The 20,315-nt window shown below is 58.5% G+C and carries 19 protein-coding genes; 10 read left to right on the top strand and 9 right to left on the bottom strand.

Going from position 1 to position 20,315, the window contains the following annotated elements; all coding sequences use genetic code 11:
• Positions 1 to 45: 45 nt before the first annotated feature.
• On the top strand, positions 46 to 1,404 hold the full coding sequence (locus AKU79_RS05615; protein ID WP_050522574.1) for an MATE family efflux transporter: 1,359 nt from the start codon (positions 46 to 48) through the stop codon (positions 1,402 to 1,404).
• On the opposite strand, the gene AKU79_RS05610 is transcribed toward AKU79_RS05615, so the two are convergent.
• Both AKU79_RS05610 and rlmJ read right to left on the bottom strand, forming a co-directional pair.
• Positions 1,401 to 1,694 (bottom strand): DUF1330 domain-containing protein, encoded by a 294-nt coding sequence (locus AKU79_RS05610; RefSeq protein WP_050522573.1) that lies wholly within the window; start codon positions 1,692 to 1,694, stop codon positions 1,401 to 1,403. The genes AKU79_RS05615 and AKU79_RS05610 overlap by 4 nt on opposite strands.
• Before the next feature lie 3 nt (positions 1,695 to 1,697).
• Complete coding sequence (gene rlmJ / locus AKU79_RS05605) at positions 1,698 to 2,477, bottom strand: 23S rRNA (adenine(2030)-N(6))-methyltransferase RlmJ (protein ID WP_050522572.1); 780 nt, start codon at positions 2,475 to 2,477, stop codon at positions 1,698 to 1,700.
• A gap of 236 nt (positions 2,478 to 2,713) precedes the next feature.
• Here rlmJ and AKU79_RS05600 point away from each other — a divergent pair, with 236 nt between their 5' ends.
• Entirely contained in the window at positions 2,714 to 3,766 is a 1,053-nt protein-coding gene (locus AKU79_RS05600) for an acyltransferase family protein (protein ID WP_050522571.1), read from the top strand.
• A 95-nt stretch (positions 3,767 to 3,861) separates the two neighbouring features.
• Here AKU79_RS05600 and AKU79_RS05595 read toward each other — a convergent pair whose 3' ends face one another.
• The 3 genes from AKU79_RS05595 to AKU79_RS05585 all read right to left on the bottom strand — a co-directional run bounded on the left by AKU79_RS05595 (position 3,862) and on the right by AKU79_RS05585 (position 6,642).
• Positions 3,862 to 5,517: a CTP synthase gene (locus AKU79_RS05595; RefSeq protein WP_050522570.1), complete on the bottom strand. Its 1,656-nt coding sequence runs from the start codon at positions 5,515 to 5,517 to the stop codon at positions 3,862 to 3,864.
• 164 nt (positions 5,518 to 5,681) lie between these two features.
• Positions 5,682 to 6,134, bottom strand: a complete 453-nt coding sequence (gene secG / locus AKU79_RS05590; protein ID WP_050522569.1) for a preprotein translocase subunit SecG — start codon at positions 6,132 to 6,134, stop codon at positions 5,682 to 5,684.
• Between the two features lie 112 nt (positions 6,135 to 6,246).
• Positions 6,247 to 6,642, bottom strand: a complete 396-nt coding sequence (locus AKU79_RS05585; RefSeq protein ID WP_050522568.1) for a DUF6524 family protein — start codon at positions 6,640 to 6,642, stop codon at positions 6,247 to 6,249.
• Positions 6,643 to 6,838: 196 nt separating this feature from the next.
• Here AKU79_RS05585 and AKU79_RS05580 point away from each other — a divergent pair, with 196 nt between their 5' ends.
• Together AKU79_RS05580 and AKU79_RS05575 are read left to right on the top strand one after the other, a co-directional pair.
• A complete protein-coding gene (locus tag AKU79_RS05580; protein ID WP_050522567.1) occupies positions 6,839 to 8,131 on the top strand; it encodes an adenylosuccinate synthase in 1,293 nt (430 codons plus the stop codon).
• A gap of 85 nt (positions 8,132 to 8,216) precedes the next feature.
• Positions 8,217 to 8,480: a DUF2842 domain-containing protein gene (locus AKU79_RS05575; protein ID WP_050522566.1), complete on the top strand. Its 264-nt coding sequence runs from the start codon at positions 8,217 to 8,219 to the stop codon at positions 8,478 to 8,480.
• A gap of 32 nt (positions 8,481 to 8,512) precedes the next feature.
• On the opposite strand, the gene AKU79_RS05570 is transcribed toward AKU79_RS05575, so the two are convergent.
• The gene (locus AKU79_RS05570; RefSeq protein WP_156209492.1) at positions 8,513 to 10,675 is read right to left on the bottom strand and encodes a hypothetical protein; all 2,163 of its coding nucleotides are present in this window, start codon (positions 10,673 to 10,675) and stop codon (positions 8,513 to 8,515) included.
• A gap of 225 nt (positions 10,676 to 10,900) precedes the next feature.
• Here AKU79_RS05570 and AKU79_RS05565 point away from each other — a divergent pair, with 225 nt between their 5' ends.
• Positions 10,901 to 11,557: a thiamine diphosphokinase gene (locus AKU79_RS05565; protein ID WP_050522564.1), complete on the top strand. Its 657-nt coding sequence runs from the start codon at positions 10,901 to 10,903 to the stop codon at positions 11,555 to 11,557.
• 22 nt (positions 11,558 to 11,579) lie between these two features.
• On the opposite strand, the gene AKU79_RS05560 is transcribed toward AKU79_RS05565, so the two are convergent.
• Complete coding sequence (locus AKU79_RS05560) at positions 11,580 to 12,524, bottom strand: DMT family transporter (protein ID WP_050522563.1); 945 nt, start codon at positions 12,522 to 12,524, stop codon at positions 11,580 to 11,582.
• A 140-nt stretch (positions 12,525 to 12,664) separates the two neighbouring features.
• On the opposite strand from AKU79_RS05560, the gene AKU79_RS05555 reads away from it, so the two are divergent.
• Positions 12,665 to 13,297 (top strand): hypothetical protein, encoded by a 633-nt coding sequence (locus tag AKU79_RS05555; RefSeq protein ID WP_050522562.1) that lies wholly within the window; start codon positions 12,665 to 12,667, stop codon positions 13,295 to 13,297.
• A gap of 3 nt (positions 13,298 to 13,300) precedes the next feature.
• Here AKU79_RS05555 and AKU79_RS05550 read toward each other — a convergent pair whose 3' ends face one another.
• Positions 13,301 to 14,680, bottom strand: coding sequence for an L-serine ammonia-lyase (locus AKU79_RS05550; RefSeq protein WP_050522561.1), 1,380 nt, complete (start codon positions 14,678 to 14,680; stop codon positions 13,301 to 13,303).
• A 10-nt stretch (positions 14,681 to 14,690) separates the two neighbouring features.
• Positions 14,691 to 15,380 (bottom strand): glutathione S-transferase family protein, encoded by a 690-nt coding sequence (locus AKU79_RS05545; RefSeq protein WP_050522560.1) that lies wholly within the window; start codon positions 15,378 to 15,380, stop codon positions 14,691 to 14,693.
• A 327-nt stretch (positions 15,381 to 15,707) separates the two neighbouring features.
• Between AKU79_RS05545 and rpiA the strand changes: the two genes are divergently transcribed.
• The 4 genes from rpiA to hflC all read left to right on the top strand — a co-directional run bounded on the left by rpiA (position 15,708) and on the right by hflC (position 20,128).
• On the top strand, positions 15,708 to 16,496 hold the full coding sequence (gene rpiA, locus AKU79_RS05540; RefSeq protein WP_050522559.1) for a ribose-5-phosphate isomerase RpiA: 789 nt from the start codon (positions 15,708 to 15,710) through the stop codon (positions 16,494 to 16,496).
• Positions 16,497 to 16,657: 161 nt separating this feature from the next.
• Complete coding sequence (gene gor / locus AKU79_RS05535; protein ID WP_050522558.1) at positions 16,658 to 18,016, top strand: glutathione-disulfide reductase; 1,359 nt, start codon at positions 16,658 to 16,660, stop codon at positions 18,014 to 18,016.
• A gap of 61 nt (positions 18,017 to 18,077) precedes the next feature.
• A complete protein-coding gene (hflK, locus tag AKU79_RS05530; RefSeq protein WP_050522557.1) occupies positions 18,078 to 19,247 on the top strand; it encodes an FtsH protease activity modulator HflK in 1,170 nt (389 codons plus the stop codon).
• Positions 19,247 to 20,128, top strand: coding sequence for a protease modulator HflC (gene hflC, locus AKU79_RS05525; RefSeq protein ID WP_050522556.1), 882 nt, complete (start codon positions 19,247 to 19,249; stop codon positions 20,126 to 20,128). Before hflK ends, hflC begins: the two co-directional genes overlap by 1 nt.
• Positions 20,129 to 20,315 lie beyond the last annotated feature (187 nt).

Raw genomic sequence — 20,315 nt, 5'->3', positions numbered from 1 at the left:
GATCTGGCCCTTGCCGGAACCTTTGGCCAAGGGTAAGGCTGGTGGATGAACACATTTTCCCGCCTTTCAAAAACCGATCACGCCCGCGCATTGCTGGCTTTGGGGCTGCCGCTGATTGGCAGCCATCTTGCACAAATGGCGCTGCATGTGACCGATACGGTCATGCTGGGTTGGTACGGCGTGGTTGAACTGGCGTCTGTGGTGCTGGGCGCATCTGCATTTTTCATCGTGTTTATTCTTGGTTCCGGCTTTGGCCAGGCGGTGATGCCGATGGTGGCGCAAGCGCTGGGGCGCGGCGATGAGGTGCAGGTGCGGCGCGATACGCGTATGGGTCTGTGGTTGTCGATCGGGTTCGGCGCTGCCTGCTATCCGGTTTTCTGGAGGTCAGAATCGATCTTGCTGGCGCTGGGGCAGCAGCCGGATGTCTCGGCCCTAGCCCAAGACTATCTGCGTATTGCAGGCCTGGGCATGATGCCTGCGCTGTTGGTGATGGCGTTGAAAAGCTATCTGGCGGCATTGGAGCGCACGCAAGTGGTGCTGTGGATTACGATGACTGCCGTGGTGCTGAATGCGGGTATCAACTATGCGCTGATTTTCGGGAATTGGGGCGCGCCGGAAATGGGCGTGCGCGGGGCGGCGATTGCGTCTGTGCTGACGCAAGTGGTGACCTTTGTCGCACTGGGGTTCTATGCGCATTGGCAACCCGATTTGCGGCGGTTCAATCTGTTTCAGCGCTTTTGGCGGCCTGATTGGCAAGCCATGCATCAGGTCTATCGTGTGGGGTGGCCGATCGGGTTAACCGGGTTGGCAGAGGGCGGATTGTTCCAGGCCTCGGCTATCATGATGGGGTGGATCGGCACGGTTCAACTGGCGGCGCATGGCATTGCGCTTGAGGTAACGGCGCTGGCGTTTATGGTGCATTTGGGGCTGTCGAACGCGGCGACTGTGCGGGTGGGCCGCGCGATGGGGCAAGGCAATGCGCAAAGCCTGCGTGATGGGGCCAAAGTGGCGCTGGTGCTGTCTTTGGGGTTTGGTGTGGCAATGGTGGTGCTGTTTTTGGCGCTGCCCGGCCCGATTGTCGCGCTGTTTCTGGACCGCACAAACCCTTCGGCAGGGGCAATTATCGCCTTTGGCACAGTGCTTTTGGCGCTGTCGGCGCTGTTTCAGATGGTTGATGCGACCCAAGCGATGGCCCTTGGTTTTCTGCGCGGAATGCAAGACACGCGGGCACCAATGTGGATTGTCACGCTGAGCTATTGGGGGTTGGGCATTCCGTCCAGCTATGTGCTGGCATTTCCGTTGGGGTTTGGCGGGGCCGGGCTGTGGCTGGGCCTGACGGTGGGCCTAAGCGTTGCCGCCGGGCTGCTGATGTGGCGGTTCTGGAGCCGCGCACCAAAGGCCTAGGCGTCCCAGCCTTCGGCTATCACAAAATCAGCCTGCGCCGATTTCAGGCGAAGTGTCAGAACCGCTTGGTATTCGGGGCTGTCATAGCAATCTTGCGCGGCTTGATAGCTTGGAAATTCAACCAGAACAGGGCGGGACTTGGCTGCGCCTTCCTTGACGATTTGCGCACCAGCCCGCACCAGAAAGCGCCCGCCATATTGCGCCAGCGGGGCCGCCACGACAGCGCGGTAATCATCATACACCTTGGGGTCTGTAACCTCGACCTGAACCATCCAGTAACCTTTGGGCATGACCTATCCTTTCGGTGTAAAGAGCTTTGAGATCTGGTCGGCGTGGTCCGCCAGCCCGTAAGGCGGGTTCACGATGAACATGCCCGATCCGATCATCCGATGCTCTTCGCGCACCGGAGGAAAGCGGACTTCGTGGCGCAGCGCATCGGGGAAAGCCGCGGTCAATGCGGCCAGCATCGGCCCGTGGCTGCCCGAGGTCAGCAACGGATACCACAGTGCCAGAATGCCGACATTCCACTTGCGCGCGATTTTGACGAAGTCTTTGGGAATGCTGTCATATTCGGCCTTTACCTCATAGCTGGGGTCGACCAGCAGCATTCCGCGGCGGGGCGTGGGCGGGCATATGGCCTGCGCCATCTTAAAGCCGTCTTGTTTATAGATATGCGCATCCCATTGGGTCAGATGCTCGGCCAGAATGGCGTTTTCACCGGGGTGCAGCTCGGCCAGATGGATCGTATCAATCTCGCGCAGCGTCATAGCGGCGATCAGGGGCGAGCCGGGATAGGCCATCGGCCCATATTTGAACCGCACCTCATTCAGGCGCTGGCGGTAAGGGTGATCTGGCGCAAGCGATTGTTCAAGAAGGGAAATGCCTTTGGCGGCCTCACCCGTTTTCAGCGCTGCATCATCCCCCAGATCATAGAGGCCACGCCCCGAATGGGTTTCGATATAGGTCAGCGGCTTGTCCTTTTGGACAAGGTAATCGAGCATCCACGCCAGCAGCGCGTGCTTGTGGACATCTGCCGGATTTCCGGCGTGGTAGTGGTGTTGATAACTGAGCATGCTGCTTGGTAGCAGGCTGTGCCGCAGAGGGGAAGCGCAAGCTTTGGCAAGGCTGCAATCGGCACACGGGCGAGTTGTGAAACTGGCAGTCGGTAGCGTGGCAAGGCGACGAGGTGGGCGCAGCCCCGATGCGGCAGAGCAACAGGGATGGTAGGCGGCGCGTGGTGCGGCTTGATTTGCCACAGGTGTTGTGTTGTGGCTGTGCGATAGGCCCGAGTATTTAGGGAATTGGCGCAATGCGAGATACGTTCCCCCGAAACGGGCAGATTCCGTCACTTGATGGTTTGCGGGCGGTATCGATCTTGGTGGTGTTTGCCTCGCATGCGGGTGTGAGTGCGGCCATTCCCGGCGGCTTTGGCGTCACGGTGTTTTTCTTTTTGTCGGGTTATCTGATCACCACGCTTTTGCTGCGCGAACAGTCACGCACCGGTGGCATCGATCTGCGCGCGTTCTATATGCGACGGTTGCTGCGGCTTGGCCCGCCGATTCTGGTGACGTTGGCCTTGGGGTGTATCATGGTGTGGCTGGGGGTGTTTCGCGGCGAGGTCGAGGCGTGGACATTGGCCAGCCAGCTGTTTTTCTATTACAACTATTTCGTACAGTTTGGCGAACGGCATGAGATTTTTGGTTCCGAAGTTCTGTGGTCCTTGTCGATTGAAGAGCATTTCTACCTGCTGTGGCCTGCGCTGTTTCTGGCCATTCAACGGGGGCGCATCGGGTTGCGGTTTGTGCTGGTGTTGCTGGTCGCAAGCCTGCTGTGGCGTTGGGTTCGTTTTGTGCCAATGGGGCATGACGAGCTGCTGATATATATATCATCGGATACGCGGCTGGACGGGCTGCTGTATGGCTGCCTTTTGGCGTTGATGCAGGCGCGGGGGCTTGCCGAACGCTGGATGCCGCAAGGTGCCGCGCGGCATGGCGTGATTCTTGTGGCGCTGGGGGTGATCCTGGCAAGCTTTGTGCTGCGTGATCCGGTGTTTCGGTCAACGCTGCGGTATTCGGTTCAGGGTGCCGCGCTGATGCCGCTGTTCTACTATGCTGTCACACGGGCGCAGGATTGGTATTTCAGGCCGCTGAATTGGACATGGGTACGCCAGATTGGGGTGTGGTCGTTTACCGTGTACCTATGCCACTTCGCGATTATCCAAGCGTTCAATGCACATGGTCTGGCGCTTGGGTCATTGCAAATGGTTGCGTTGGCGGGTGCGGTTTCGCTGGGCTATGCCGCGCTGGTGGCGTGGCTGGTGGAACGGCCGGTGATGCGCTGGCGTAGGGTTTGGGCGCGGTGAGGGGGGGCGGTGCGCTGAAGCGCACCCTACGCTGGGTGGCGAATTTGGTGTGGGGACGCCGGGGTGATTTACCCCGGCCTTGGGTTTGGCGGTGCTTAGACCAACCTGCTTGCCTCTACTGCGGCGCGAATAAAATCGGCGAACAGCGGGTGTGGCGCGAAGGGTTTGGACTTTAGCTCGGGGTGGAATTGCACGCCGATAAACCACGGATGGTCCTTGACCTCGACGATTTCCGGCAGTTTGCCATCGGGTGAAACGCCCGAGAACATAAGGCCGCAGGTTTCAAGTTTGTCGCGGTAGGTCATATCTACCTCATAGCGGTGGCGGTGGCGTTCCTCGATCTCGGTGGTGCCGTAAACTTCGGCAACCTTGGAACCAGAGGTCAAATGGGCGGAATAGGCCCCTAAACGCATCGAGCCGCCTTTGTCATCATTGACCTTGCGGGCGACGACGTGGTTGCCTTGGACCCATTCTTTCAGGTGGTAGATCACAGGGGTAAAGCGCTTGGCGCCGCCTTTGCTGGTGGCCTCGTGGTCGAATTCCTCTGAGCCGGCGTCTTTCAGGCCGGCCAGATTGCGGGCAGTTTCAATGACTGCCATTTGCATGCCAAGACAGATGCCAAGGTAAGGCACGCCACGGGTGCGGGCAAATTCGACGGCTTTGATCTTGCCTTCGGTGCCGCGTTCGCCAAAGCCACCGGGCACGAGGATTGCATGGAAACGTTGCAAATGCGGGGCAGGGTCTTCGCGTTCAAACAGTTCGGCATCGACCCATTCAACCTTGACGCGGGTGCGGTTTGCCATGCCGCCATGGGTCAGTGCCTCGGCGATCGATTTATAGGCATCTTCAAGCTGGGTATATTTGCCGACGATGGCCACACGCACCTCGCCCTCGGCATGGGTCAGGCGGTCCATCACGTCTTCCCAGCGCGCAAGGTTGGGGCGCGGGGCGGGCGAGATGCCAAAGGCATCCAGCACAGCCTGATCAAGCCCTTCGCGGTGATAGGCGAGCGGGGCCTCGTAGATGGTTTTCAGGTCATAGGCGGCAATCACCGCTTCTTTGCGCACGTTACAGAACAGCGCGATTTTCTCGCGCTCTTTCTGCGGGATCGGATGTTCCGAGCGCAGCAGCAGCACGTCAGGCGCAAGGCCGATGCTCTGCAATTCCTTGACCGAGTGCTGGGTTGGTTTGGTTTTCAGCTCGCCGCTGGCGGCCAGATAGGGCAGCAGCGTCAGGTGCATCAGGATACATTCGCCGCGTGGACGCTCATGGATAAACTGGCGGATGGCTTCAAAGAACGGCAGGCCTTCGATATCGCCCACGGTGCCGCCAATTTCGCAGAGCATGAAATCAACCTCATCCTCGCCGATGCGCAGGTAGTCTTTGATCTCATTCGTTACATGCGGGACAACCTGAATGGTTTTGCCCAGATAGTCGCCGCGACGTTCCTTTTCCAAAACGGTCGAATAGATGCGGCCGGATGACACAGAATCGGTGTTGCGGGCGGGGACGCCGGTGAAACGTTCGTAATGCCCAAGGTCGAGATCGGTTTCCGCGCCATCATCGGTGACGAACACTTCGCCATGTTCGAAAGGCGACATCGTGCCGGGATCGACGTTCAGGTAGGGGTCAAGTTTGCGCAAGCGAACCGAATAGCCGCGCGCCTGCAGCAAAGCCCCCAAAGCCGCCGATGCAAGGCCCTTGCCAAGCGAGGAAACAACACCACCGGTGATGAAAATATAACGTGCCATGTGGTGAACCCCCGTGAAATTTTGCAATGCGATAAGGCGTCTCAGAATCGCACCATCACGGGAGACGAGACATAACCGAAAAGCAGGCGCCCTGCAACAGGACGCAAGATGATGAGTGTGAATTTAGGCAAGCCCCAAGGGATGGGGCCTGCCAAGCCGTTGGATTAGTTGCCAGAAGCAGGTGCTGTCGCCGGTGCAGCCGGTTCTGCGGCACGGGGGGGCGTTGCGGCCGAACCCGTAGTGGCAGGTGCAGGTGCTGCGTCATCGGCGCGGGGCGGTGTTGCCGGTGCGTTGGCCGGGGCCGGTGGCAGCAAGTCAGTGCCCAAAGGTGTTGCCGGTGCCGACTTTTCAGGCACAGAACCACCGAACTGATCGACGACAGAGCTGCCAGCAGCGTTTTGCGCGGCGATAAGGGTCAAGGTGATCGAGGTGATGATAAAGCCGATGGCAAAAATCCATGTCAGCTTGGTCAGCGCTGTTGCGGCAGCACGTCCCGACATGGCACCGCCACCGCCGCCGCCCATACCAAGACCGCCGCCTTCCGAGCGTTGCAGCAACACTACGCCGATAAGGCAGAGTGCAAGGATAAGGTGGATGGTAAGAACGACGTTTTCCATAGGGTATAATGCTTCCGTTTGGCTGACGCGCCTACTTAGGCCCAGTTTGGCGCGGGGGCAAGCCCTTGGTGACGTATCAATGGGCGGCTTTCCCGATTAGCGGGCGTCATGGTTATTCGTCCACCTCGTCTACCGTGGCCTGTCCCGACATCTTTTGCCAAAGGATGCTCCATGACAATCCGATGCCCAGCACCAGTGACAGCGCCAGAATTCCGAGCCAGATATTCAGCGAAGAGTTGGCCGTTGACAGGATGCCCCAATCTACCAACACCCAAATCAGCGCGGCAAATACCGCCGCAACCAGCAGCATCCCAAAGGCGCCAAGCGAGCGCAAAGTGGCAGCAATATAGATAATGAACGCCACAGCCAGCAACAGGCCCAGCAATACAGTCAGCGGCAATTGCGTGCTGTAATGTGCCTCGGCCCAGCGATAAAAGTTCCACTGGGTGGGGTTGAAAGTTGCCGATAACAGGCCAAATGCCCCGAACCATCGCAGTAACACACCCATATCGCACCCTGTTATTGTTACCCGTAAAGAGGTGCCACGCGAACCGGGAGGAGGCAAGAGCCGGAAATGCTGGGGGCAAAAAATGCGGGTTGGGGCATTTCTTTGTGCCGCCGGTGCGAAATAGTGGTTTCGCCCACGCGGCAAAGCGGCTATGCCCTAATCGGTTTCAATTGGACCAAGTGAAGGGATCATCAGCATGGCCAATGTCGTTGTCGTCGGCGCCCAGTGGGGCGATGAGGGAAAAGGCAAGATTGTAGACTGGCTTTCAGAGCGCGCAGACGTGATCGCGCGCTTTCAGGGCGGGCATAATGCGGGCCATACATTGGTCATTGATGGCAAGGTGTATAAGCTGTCCTTGTTGCCATCGGGCATCGTGCGCGGCGGGAAATTGTCGGTCATCGGCAATGGCGTTGTGCTGGACCCTTGGCACCTGATCATGGAAATTGAAAAACTGCGTGGGCAGGGTGTCGATATCAACACCGAAAACCTGATGATCGCCGAAAACGCGCCGCTGATTCTGCCGGTACATGGTGAGTTGGACCGCGCACGCGAAGGCCAGACCTCGGTTGCCAAAATCGGCACCACAGGCCGCGGCATTGGCCCTGCCTATGAAGATAAAGTCGGGCGCCGCGCCATTCGCGTGGCCGATCTGGCCGATGAGGCGACGCTGGAACTGCGGGTTGACCGTTTGCTGACCCACCATGACGCGCTGCGCCGTGGCCTTGGCCTTGACCCGATTGACCGTGATGCGCTGCTGGCGCAACTGCGTGAAATCGCGCCGCAAGTACTGCCCTATGCGCAGCCCGTTTGGAAAGTGTTGAATGAGGCCCGCCGCGCAGGCAAGCGGATTTTGTTCGAAGGCGCACAAGGCGCGCTGCTGGATATCGATTTCGGCACCTATCCCTTTGTGACCTCGTCGAACGTGATCGCGGGCCAAGCGGCCACTGGTACCGGCCTCGGGCCAAACGCGATTGATTTCGTTTTGGGCATCGTCAAAGCCTACACCACCCGTGTGGGCGAAGGACCGTTCCCGGCGGAATTGAAAGATGACGACGGCGAACGCCTTGGCCAGCGCGGGCATGAGTTTGGCACCGTCACTGGCCGCAAACGCCGTTGCGGCTGGTTCGATGCGGTTCTGGTGCGCCAAACTTGCGCCACCAGTGGGGTGACGGGTATTGCCCTGACCAAGTTGGATGTGATGGACGGCTTTCCGATCATCAAGATCTGTGTAGGCTATGACCTGGACGGCAAGCGGTTGGATTACTTGCCCACCGCCGCCGACCAGCAGGCGCGTTGCACGCCGATCTATGAAGACATGGAAGGCTGGACCGAAGACACCTCTGGCGCGCGCTCTTGGGCCGATTTGCCGGGTGCGGCGATCAAATATGTGCGCCGGATTGAAGAGCTGATTCAATGCCCGGTAGCCCTGCTTTCCACAAGTCCAGAGCGGGACGATACGATTCTGGTCACCGATCCCTTTGCGGATTGATGCATCCAGATGAACGGCCCGCATTGCTGGTTGACTGGCGATGCGGTGCGGTGAGGGGCCCAACGCGCGGCGTGAAGGAGCGGGAATGAAACTGTCTTACAAGGCGCGGCGGCGCTGGTCATTGGTGTTGCTGCTTGTCGGCTTGCCGCTTTACATTGCTGCGGCGCTTTTTGTGGTGTCGCTGTTTGACCGCCCGCCGTTCTGGCTGGAATTCGTGACCTATGTTTTCCTCGGGTTCCTATGGATGCTGCCGTTCAAATTTGTTTTTCTGGGGGTCGGCAAAGCCGATCCTGATGCGGCACAAGATGCCAAAACCCAAAAGGCACAAAACCAAAAGGCCGGGGAATAGCCCCGGCCTTTTGGTTTCTATGTGTTGCCGCTTTAGCCTTTGGAGATCCGCCGCGCCTCGGCTTGAATGGGCGAGGTTTCACCTAGCGCGAACTGGCCGGGCCGTACTTTTTCAATCCGGCCTTCGCGCAACAATGTGCCAAAACTGCGCAGCACGGTTTCGCGTTCGCTTTCCAACGCAGGCTGGACAGACAACACATGTTGCAGCAACTGGGGCCGCGACACGGCCGAACGGCCTTGGATGTGCTTTGAATAGGCGGCAGCTGTTTCGAGCAATTCGGCCAGAGACTCGGCGCCCAACAGCTCTGCATATTCGGCAAAGCTTGTGGTTTCATTGATCAGGCTTGGGTCTTCGATGTCGACTTCACCTGTTTCAAGGGCTTCGTCTTCATCGGTCGAAAACGCAAGGTTGTTGGCGGCCACACGGCGCGGGCGAACCGGGGTGACATGGGGCTGTGCTGTGCTGGGCTTGACGCGCGGACCGTCGATGCGCTGCTCTGACACCAGCATAAGGGGGGCAGGGCGTTCACCTGTCGAGGTGCCGGATGGCGCAGAATTCGGGCGCGGACGCACAACACGTTCCAGATCATCGCGATATGGGTTCATTCGCATTTCTTCGGTTGGCCCTTGGTCGACGCCTTCTTTGCGGTCGGCAACTGTGGCGGCAACGGCAGCTTTCAGATGGGCAATCGCAGACAGGCGGCGGCGGTTTTCAGTGCCTTCCAATTCGCTATTGGTTTGGTCTAGCAAGCGTTTGACCGAGGCATCATCCTCGCTGGACGACAGTTCGCTGGCCTTGCGGCGCGAAGACATGGGGCGTTGAGGACGTACCGGTGCCACGCTATCGGCGTTAGCTGCATCTTTTTGTGCATCTGTAGCGGTGCTTTTCGTGTTCTGGGCTGGCGGCAGCTCTTTTTCCAGCGCGGCCAGTTCACGCATAAGATCGGCTTCGTCTTCGGGCGACAAGGTTCCGGCATTCGTCGGTGTCTCTTCAGCACGCGGGCTAGGTGTTGGCTCGGTTGGGCCGGGGTTTGTTGGGGCGCGGCGAATTTTGATTACCCGAGCACGGGCGCGCAACAGCGTTGCTTTGCCATCTTCAGCTGCCGGGCGCGCATCCGGGGTGTTGGTGGTGGATTCGGTTTTTTCTGCAGACCCGTCAGTACGGTCGACGATGCTTTCATCCGACGTGTCCGTGCCAGCGTCGAGCGCGCTTTCCTTTAGATCAACCGCAAGATCATCGCTATCGTCGTCATTCGCGGCCTCGTCGTTGGCCGGCTTTTTCGCTGTGGTATTTGATGGTGCGTTTGCAGCGGTCGGCGACAAGTTGTCGTCAGCCATCACTGTTGCAAGAGATGCCATCAGGGTGCCATCGCCTTCGGCATCAAGCGGCTCTAGGCTGGTATCCAGCATGTCATCGTCAAAACCGCCGTCGAGTGCCTCGTCTTCATCATCAAAGGCACCAGCAAAGGATGCCAACTGCGCTTCATCAGCGGCAGTGTCGTTGTTCTTGTTCGCTTCGGCGTTCGTTTCGGTTTTTCGTGCGGCTTCGGCTTCGGCCTCGGATTTGGCACGGGCCTCTGCTTCGGCCATTTGTGCGGCTTCTGCCTCGGCTTTGGCGAGGGCTTCTGCTTCGGCCTTTTGGGCGGCTTCGGCCTCGGCTTTGGCACGGGCCTCTGCTTCGGCCTTTTGGGCGGTTTCAGCCTCGGCTTTGGCGCGGGCTTCTGCTTCGGCTTTTTGGGCAGCTTCGGCCTCGGCCAAGGCGCTGGCACCTGCAAGTTGGGCCGACGGGCGGGTGGTTTCGCCCGAGGCACGTGTTTCGGCCATCGCGTTACGGATGCGGGACAATTTGGCAGCAACGCTGTCCGAGATAGTGGAATCGGCTATCGGACGGACCGCAGAAGGAATTGGCGACGACTGTGCTGCGCGGGCGGAGGTGGCATCTTGTTCTTCGAACAAGGCATCAGCTTTGGGCGCGGATTTGGCTTTGGGCGCGTCGAGGCGTGAAAGGGTGTCCGACTCATCCGAATCGCTGGCACGCAACACAACGCCATTGTCCTGGATCTTGGCCTCGACACGGCGTTTCATTTCGCGTTCTGCGATCTGATGCAGCATCGCCGCGTCTGGCGTAGGGGGCTCGGCCCCGAAATAGCGGTCATCGGCGGCCAAATCGCGGAAATACTCGGCAATTGCCTTCATCGTGTTGAAAGGTTCGTCAAAGCCCTCCAGTGTGCAGGAGAAAGTTCCATATGAAACTGTAAGAATCTTGCTCGCCCCGACCATTGGATGCTCGCCCCTTGTTACCAAACTGTTGCCCTACATGACCGCTGAGGATGTTCAATACCGTGGACACTTAGGGGTAATTTGATGGATTGTTTGTGTCCGAACCATTCGATTGTGCCTTAATCTGGATACAGTATTACGATGAATTGCCCGATTGTCGAATCTCAAACAGGTGTAACGCTGATTGCGGGCGGCCCTGTGCTGTCGCGTGATCTAAAGGCGGCCATGGCGCGGGCGCCTTTGGTCGTGGCTGCGGATGGCGGGGCAGATCGGGCGCTGGCGCTGGGGGTGCGACCTGCAGCGGTGATTGGTGATATGGACAGTATTTCCGACAAGGCGCGCGGGCTGCTGGGCGATGTGGTGCATGAGGTGCCCGAGCAGGAAAGCACTGATTTTGACAAGGCGCTGCGCAATATTCACGCGCCGTTTGTGCTGGCGCTTGGTTGTCTTGGCGGGCGGGTTGATCATGAACTGGCCGTGTTGTCAGTGTTGATCCGGCGCCAAACTATGCCCTGTTTGCTGATCGGGCGCGAAGATGTGGTATTTGCAGCGCCGCCTCGTCTGAACATTGCGATGCAGGCAGGTGACCGGTTTTCGCTGTTTCCTATGGCACAGGTGACGGGGCGCAGCGACGGGTTGAAATGGCCAATCGCCGGGTTAACATTTGCGCCGGATGCCCGCGGCGGTACCTCTAACCAAGCGCTTGGCCCTGTGCGGTTGGAAATGGACCAACCGGGAATGCTGGTAATGGTGCCGCGCAACCGTTTTGCTGCGGCCCTTGCCGCGTTGACGGTTTAGCGCAACATAACACCGGCGGCGCCTAACGCTTTTGCTTGGGTGGGGTGACAGTTTGGCGCGCCGTCACATGCTCGCGGTAAATGATGTATAGGCCCGAGCCGGTGATGATGAAAATCCCTGCCCAAGTCATCAGGTTCGGAAAATCGTCAAATATCAGATAGCCTAGCGTTACGGCCGAAATCAGTTCGGCGTAATGCAAGGGGGCCAGCGTGGCCGAGGGCGCGAATTTCAGGGCATAAGTTATGCACATATGGCTGCATGCGGCCCAAAACCCGACACCGAACAGCCAGAGCCATTCGATACCCTGTGGCATGATTGCGTCAAGTTCAGCAATGTCGCTGCCATCAAACACCGCCATGAGCGGCAGGCAGATCGCTGATCCGGCAAGGGCGGTATGCAATTGCATGGTGACAGGGTGCATTGCCCGCGACATGGCGCGTGTGATCAGCATATAGGCGGCAAAGGTAAGTGCCGTGCCAAGCGGAAACAGGGCCACCCAGCCAAAAGCCGAGATAGAGGGCTGGATGACCAGAATTGCGCCCAGAAAGCCGATGGTTGACGCGATGATGCGGCGTGGCCCCACCTCATCGCCAAACAACATGCTGCCCAAAAGCAGCAGGATGAAGGGTTCGACAAACACAATCGCCAGAGCATCTGCGATTGGCATCACCGCGACGGCGGCAACAAAGCAATAGGTGGCAAGCATCAAGCAAACCGCGCGGGCAAAGACAAAGCCCAGCGTGCGGCGGCTCATCCGCCAATCGAGGCGCAGCACAGCCACAAAGGGCAGCATTAGCCCTGCCTGTACGATGAAACGGGCCAATACGATTTGACCGACCGGCAGGGTGGCTGTGGCCAGTTTTGCCGACACATCCAGAAGTGGCGCCAAGACGCAAAACGCCAGCATCAACGTCACGCCGGTTAAAACGCGATCTGCATTCAGAGAGGGGGCTGGTAATTCTGTCATAATGTCCCAGCCCTAGAGCAGGTATGCCGGGCCGTCCTGCCTGAAAAGACCGTTCGGGGGGCCAAAAACGTCAGGTTATAGGGGCTTGCGGAATTTGGTGTATTCGGTTTTGTACAGAGGGCGGGAAAAGGTGAGGTTGCGTGTTGATACTTGGATTGCAACGGCTGGTGGTGTTGGAAACGCCCAAAACCGGTTCATTGGCGCTGCGGGCGATGTTGGCGCCCTATACCTTGCCCATGTCGGACGATGCAGCCCGTCACACCGGTCACTACGGTTTTGTACAGCACCACGCCGCAGCGCTGACCGAGGCGTTCGGCGGCAGGTTGGAAACGGTGGCTGTGGTTCGGGGGCCATTGCAACGGATGCAAAGCTGGTATCGCTATCGTTTACGCCCCAAGATCAGAGGCTTGCCTGCCAGTACACGTGGCTACAGTTTCGAGGAATTCATGCTTGCCTATCTGGATGGCAGCAAGCCACAAATGGCGAATGTCGGTCGGCAAGACCGGTTTGTCGGCTGGACAGGCGAAAGCGCAGGTGTTGACCATGTGTTCGATTACAAACAGCTTGGCCTGCTTGAGGCGTTCTTTTCTGATCGCACGGGCGCAGCGCTTTCCCTACCGGTGCGCAATATGTCGCCCTTATCTGATGGGGTTGACTATACCCTGAGCGATGCGGTTTTGGCCCGCTATCACGCGCAAAACGCCGAGGAATTCGCGTTATACAGGGCTGTAGCTGCGCAGGGCCATTTGCAACGGCCGGGGCTGCGCAGCTAGGCCCTAGCAGTTCGGCACGTTTACCGCCAACCCGCCCAGCGATGTTTCCTTGTATTTTTCATGCATGTCATGGCCTGTTTGGCGCATGGTTTCAATGCAGGCGTCAAGGCTGACCAAGTGCACACCATCCCCGCGCAGGGCAAGGCTGGCCGCAGAAACGGCTTTGATCGCACCCAATCCGTTGCGTTCGATACATGGCACCTGCACCAGCCCTTTTACGGGGTCACATGTCATTCCAAGGTGATGTTCCAGCGCGATTTCGGCGGCGTTTTCGATCTGCTCGGCACTGCCACCCAAGACGGCGGCCAAACCTGCTGCGGCCATTGCGGCAGCGGAGCCGACCTCGGCCTGGCAGCCACATTCCGCGCCGGAAATGCTGGCGTTATGCTTGCACAGCCCGCCGATTGCGGCGGCAGTCAGCAAGAAATCCGGAACGCGCGAAACAGAGGCGCCCGGCACGTGATCAAGGTAATAGCGGATCACAGCCGGTACCACACCCGCCGCACCATTGGTCGGAGCGGTCACAACCTGTCCGCCGGCTGCGTTTTCCTCATTCACAGCCATGGCATAAAGCGACATCCAGTCATTGATCGTGTGCGGCGCCGTCATGTTCAGCCCGCGCTCGGCCATCAGCTGGTCATGGATGCCTTTGGCGCGCCTGCGCACACGAAGACCGCCGGGCAGAATACCGGTGCCTTCCATCCCGCGACTGATGCAATCATTCATCACCTCCCAAACGCGGTTGATGCCTGCATCCAGATCGTCAGCGCTGCGAAAGCGCAGCTCGTTGCGGCGTTTCATCTGGGCGATGGTCAGGTTCGAAGTCTTGGCCATTTCCAACATCTCGGCGCCATTCTGAAAAGGAAAAGGCACGTCGGAACGCGCATTGGCCTTGATCGCACCGGCCGCTGCATGCTCGGCCTCGGTCAACACAAACCCGCCGCCGATGGAATAATAGGTCTCTTGCAAGATCACATCGCCTTGCGCATCGGTCGCGCGGATGATCATGCCATTGGCATGGCCGGGCAGGTTGGGGCCATAGTCGAACGCCAGATCCGCGGCGGGGTCAAACTGCAGCGGGCCAAGGCCGGGGGCGTTGATGGTTTTGGTGGCCTTAATCTCGGCCAAAACGGTTTCGGCGCGGGCGGCATCGTAGGTTTGCGGTTCAAACCCGGCGAGACCCAGAATGGTGGCGCGGTCGGTCGCATGGCCTACACCGGTAAAGGCAAGGCTGCCGTGCAAGGTGGCCCGCAGGCCATGGGCATGAAACGGGCTGTCACGCAGCGTTTTCAAGAACTGCGCCGCCGCAACCATCGGCCCCATCGTGTGTGACGACGACGGGCCAATACCGACTTTGAACATATCAAGGACAGACAAAAACATGTGGGCGCTTTCAGGTGGCGCTGCCCTCGGGGGGACAGGCATATTGCGGATTGGTAAAGGGGGTAGGGCCAAGGCCTTCGGCTGCGGCAGCGCGATGCGTGGCGGGCAGGGTTTCCAACGCCAAGGCCATTTCATGAAGTGCCGGAAAATCGGCAATCTTGAACCATCGCTTGGCAGATTTGGGGTAAAGCATCGGCCAGCGCATCAGGGTCGCGGTATAGTAGCCAAGGATGGACGGCGCGGAAAACAGCGTGGGATACTGCGCCGCGGCTTTATCTAGCAGGTCGAAATGGCGGATCATGCGGGCGGCTAGCAAGCGTGCGTGTTCTGGAATGGCATTCGACGGAACATATTGATCAGGATAGAAAATCTGGCGCAGATCGGCATGCGCCGTGTTGGAAATAAAGAAGAGCTGTTTCAGAAACTCTGCCCGCAGCGGTTGGCCTACCTGCGGCGCAAGGCCAGCCTCGGGGTGGGTTTCAGACAGCCACAACAGGCAGGCGGCGGTTTCGGAAATCGGGCCTTGTGGGGTGATCAGTGTCGGGATCAGCCCTGTCGGGTTTAATGCGCGGTAGGCGGCACTATCTTGTTGGCGAATGCTGCGATCAACCAGAACCGTTTGATAGGGCAGGTTTGCCGCCTCCATCACCAAACGCAAAATCAACGAGGCATTGTCGGGCGCGTAGTGCAATTCGTACATCTTGGCCCTTTCCGGTTAGTCTTGCGCATGGCATAGCGTAGCTGTGCCCAATGCTATGGGCGAAAAGCGACTTTTCCAACAGCTTCGCGGCATTTAATGCCTGTTTGCCGCGCAACAAGAAAGCCCTCTCTGAAAAATGTGATTTGGGAGGTAGGGAAGCGGCACAGTTTCCGCGTTTGACCCGTTGAAAATAGGCACGCTAGGGCCGTCTAAAGGCGCGAAAATTTGAACGAATGGCGGAATTGTCCTGAAAATGGGCAAATTGCCCCCTCGCACCGCTGCGCTGCCTCGCCTATAAGCGGGTGGAAACAGCTAGCGGAGACAAAAATGGCGGCAGAGCTTTCCCCGATCGATAAGGCCAAGTTTGTGGCGGCGAAACGTGCGGTCCAATATGTTGAAAACGGCATGAATCTGGGGCTCGGCACGGGTTCTACTGCTGCATGGATGGTGCGCTGTCTGGCCGAACGTATCCGCGAAGAGGGGTTGCGCGTGACCGGAGTGCCGACATCCAGCCGCACCGCCGAACTGGCACGCAGCCTTGGCGTGCCGATCACCAGCCTTGATGAAGCACGCTGGCTTGACCTGACGATCGACGGCGCGGATGAGTTTGATCCGAACCTGAACCTTATCAAGGGCGGCGGCGCGGCGCTGTTGCAAGAGAAAATCGTGGCCACAGCCAGCGACCAGATGATTGTGATCACCGATGCGGCCAAAGAAGTGGCGCAGTTGGGCGCATTTCCACTACCGGTAGAGGTGATTCCCTTTGGTTGGCAAACCACCAAGGCGCTGATCGAGGAAACCTTGGTCAGTATGGATGTGATGAGCCAGGAATGCAGCCTGCGGATGAATGGCGAGGCGCCTTTGGTCACCGATGAGGCCAATTATATTATCGATCTGCATCTGAAACGTATCGGTAACCCGCGCCAGCTGGCGATGGTTTTGAACCAGATTCCGGGCGTTGTTGAAAACGGTTTGTTCATCGACATCTGTGACATCGTCATCATTGGCCACGGCGATGGCCGCGTAGTTGTGCGCAACATCAATTCGGGCGAGGTGGAAAACGGCCTCATTGAATTTGTGCCTTCGGACAATATCTTTTCTGATCTCAGGGACTGATTTTTGATGCACTTGACGCGCCGCCTTGCAGGTTTGGCCCTTGGAACGCGTCAAGTCTGGAACGGAATGCGCTTACGGGTGCTGCGCGCGAGGTTTTGAGCCGTTGGCCGAGGTATTTGACCGAACCCAATGCGACAAAGCGATTTGAGGAGAAACAGGATATGACGTTCGACTATGATCTTTTTGTCATCGGTGGTGGCTCGGGCGGGGTGCGGGCGGCGCGGATTGCGGCAGGAACACATGGTGCCAAAGTGGCATTGGCCGAGGAATACCGTATGGGTGGCACCTGCGTTATCCGTGGTTGCGTGCCCAAAAAGCTGATGGTTTTTGCCAGCGAATACCGGGGGTTGGTCGAGGATGCGAACGCCTATGGCTGGGATGCACAGATCGGCGCGTTTGATTGGACAGCGTTTCGCACCAAGCTGGATGCCGAGTTGAACCGGTTGGAAAAGGCCTATCGCGGCGGGTTAAGCGGCGCTGGCGTGACGGTGTTTGACGCCCGCGCGGTCGTGACCGATGCCCATACCGTGACCTTGGCCGATGGAAAAAAAGTGACGGCCAAGCATATTTTGGTGGCCACCGGCGGCAAGCCTTTTGTGCCAGAAATTGAGGGCCGCGAATTGGCCATCACCTCGAATGAGGTGTTCCAGCTGGAGGCCCTGCCAAAGCGGGTGCTGGTGGTGGGCGGCGGCTATATTGCGTCAGAATTTGCGTGTATTCTGAACGGCTTGGGCTGCAAGGTTACGCAGTACTACCGGGGTGCGCAAATCCTGCGCGGCTTTGATGACGAGGCGCGCGGCCATGTTGCCGAGGCGATGCGCGAAAACGGTGTGGCCATTCATTGCGGCACGGATGTGATGCGGCTGGAAAAAGTTGATGGTGGGGTCAAAGCCGTAGCGACCGACGGGTCCGAGCGGGTGTTTGATGCCGCGCTTTATGCCACGGGCCGCACGCCCAACAGCCACGGTTTGGGGCTTGAGTCTTTGGGCGTGGAATTTGGTCGCGGGGGCCAGATTGTCGTTGATGATTTCAGCCAGACCGCTGTGCCCTCGATCTTTGCTGTAGGCGATGTGACTGACCGCATCAATCTGACGCCGGTGGCCATTCGTGAAGGCCATGCCTTTGCCGATACCATCTTTGGTGGCCAGCGCCGCAAGGTTGATCACAGCCTGTTCGCCAGCGCGGTTTTCACGCAGCCTGAAATGGGCACGATTGGCCTATCCGAAGAGGCGGCGCGCGACCAGGAACCGATCGAAGTTTACGCGACAGCCTTTCGCCCCATGCAATCGGCTTTTGCCGGGCGGGCAGATCGGGTAATGATGAAATTGATCGTGTCGCAAGCCAGCCGCAAGATTTTGGGCTGTCATATCGTCGCGCCAGGCGCGGGTGAGATGATCCAGCTTGTGGGCATTGCGGTCACGATGGGGGCCACAAAAGAGCAATTTGATGCAACAATCGCAGTGCATCCGACGATGGCCGAAGAATTGGTAACGATGCGCAGCCCAATTCGTGTGGGCTAAACTTGAATTTCTGGTGTAAAACACCAGTTAAAACAGAACTGAAGTAGATAGGGTAAAGTACATGGCAGGTAGCGGAGGCCCATGGGGCGGCGGCGGCGGAAATCGGGGCGACGATGGCAACGATGATAACGGTCGCCCGGGTGGCGGGCGTAGGCCAGGCAATGACGGCCCGCAGATCCCTGAAATCGAAGAGATCATGAAAAAGGGCCAAGAGCAGCTGCGCGTCCTGATGGGCGGTCGTGGTGGCAACAATCGTCGCACCGGCGGCGGTGCGGGCGGGGGCGATACTGGCCCGGCCTTTACCAAGCAGGGTTTGGCCTTGGGCGGCGTTGTGGCGCTTGGCCTTTGGGCATTTGCGTCATTCTACACGGTGAAACCCGAAGAACGCTCGGTCGAGCTGTTTCTTGGCAGCTTTTCATCTGTCGGCAATCCCGGTCTGAACTTTGCGCCTTGGCCGTTTGTAACGGCTGAAATCGTGCAGGTGACGGGCGAACGCCAGACCGACATTGGTACTGGCAAAGGCGGCGTGATGGACAGCGGTTTGATGCTGACGCGCGACCAAAACATCGTCGACATCGAGTTCCAGATCGTTTGGAATGTGTCTGATCCAGCACAATACCTGTTTAACCTTGCCGACCCAGCCGACACGCTGCGGGCTGTTTCGGAATCGGCGATGCGCGATATTATTGCGCGGTCCGAGCTTTCGCCTGTGCTGAACCGTGACCGTGGTGTGATTGCATCCGATCTGAAAGCTGCGGTGCAAAGCACGCTGGACGAATACAAAGCCGGCATCAACGTGGTGCGCGTCAACTTTGACAAGGCCGACCCGCCGCGCGAAGTTATTGACAGCTTCCGCGAAGTGCAGGCCGCGCAGCAGGAACGCGACCGTCTGGAAAAAGAAGCAGATGCCTATGCCAACCGCGTAACTGCGGCGGCGCGTGGTCAATCGGCCCAGTTGACCGAAGAGGCCGAAGGTTATCGTGCCCGTGTGGTCAATGACGCCGAAGGTGAGGCGAGCCGCTTCCTGTCGGTTTATGCTGAATATATCAAAGCGCCCGAAGTGACCCGGCGCCGGATGTATCTGGAAACTATGGAAGGTGTGCTTGGCGGGATGAATAAGGTTATCCTCGATGGTGTTTCGGGCGAAGGCGCAGGGCAGGGTGTTGTGCCATACCTGCCGCTGAACAACCTGACGCCCGCACCTAAAGCCACCACCGGAGGGAGCAACTGATGAATAAGACAGCTTTTATCCTACCCGCTATCGCGCTTGCTGTCGCAGGTATCCTGTCGTCGGTCTATATTGTGGATGAGCGTGAAAAAGCGCTGGTCCTGCAGTTTGGTGAAGTGAAGAAAGTGCGCGAAGAGCCCGGTTTGGGGTTCAAGGTGCCATTGCTGCAAAACGTGGTCAAATATGACGACCGTATTTTGGGCTTGTTCACCCAGCCATCCGAAGTAACCCCCGCCGATGACCGCCGTTTGGTGGTAGATGCCTTTGCACGCTGGCGTATCACCGATCTGGTCAAGTTTCGCCAAGCCACGGGTACGGGCGGTGTTCGCACAGCCCAAGCGCGGATCGAGCCGATCTTGAACGCCGCAATCAAAGAGGTTTTGGGTGCGGTGCCTTCGCAGCGCGTTCTGTCCGAGGACCGGACCAGTCTGATGAACCTGATCCGTGATCAGGCCCGCCGTCAGGCCGCCTCTTTGGGTGTTGACGTTGTTGACGTGCGCTTGACGCGGACCGATTTGCCCGAGCAAAACCTTGCATCCACCTATTCGCGGATGCGGGCCGAGCGGGAACGCGAAGCGGCTGACGAGATTGCGCGCGGGAACGAGGCCGCACAGCGGGTTCGCGCCAGCGCCGATCGTACGGTGGTTGAATTGACCTCACAGGCGCGCAAGGAATCGGAAGTGATCCGTGGTGAGGCCGACGGCCAGCGTAACGCGATTTATGCCGAGGCTTTTGGCCGTGACCCCGAGTTTTTCGCCTTTACCCGTTCGCTGACCAGCTATGAACGGGCGTTGAAAGGCGAGAATTCTTCGATCGTGATGCAGCCGGACAGCCAGTTCTTTGACTATCTGAACAGCGACTTGCCGCCGAAACCGGCGAACTAAGCCAAGATACATCTTTGTGAACGCGCGGCCCTAACTTGTGGTCGCGCGTTTTCATATCTGCGCCCGAACGTTGCATGACAAAGCTGTTCACATCCTGTTGAGAATACGCGAGAGGGTTTGCATTGCGCCCAATCATGCCTAGGTTCACATTCGAGTCGTGTCAGGTCAGCTGCATGCAAACCTGACG

The organism is Pseudorhodobacter wandonensis, assembly GCF_001202035.1.
In the GTDB taxonomy this organism is placed as follows: domain Bacteria; phylum Pseudomonadota; class Alphaproteobacteria; order Rhodobacterales; family Rhodobacteraceae; genus Pseudorhodobacter; species Pseudorhodobacter wandonensis.
The sequence above is the reverse complement of the archived record's forward strand: the minus strand, read 5'-3'. Positions and strand labels throughout refer to the sequence as shown.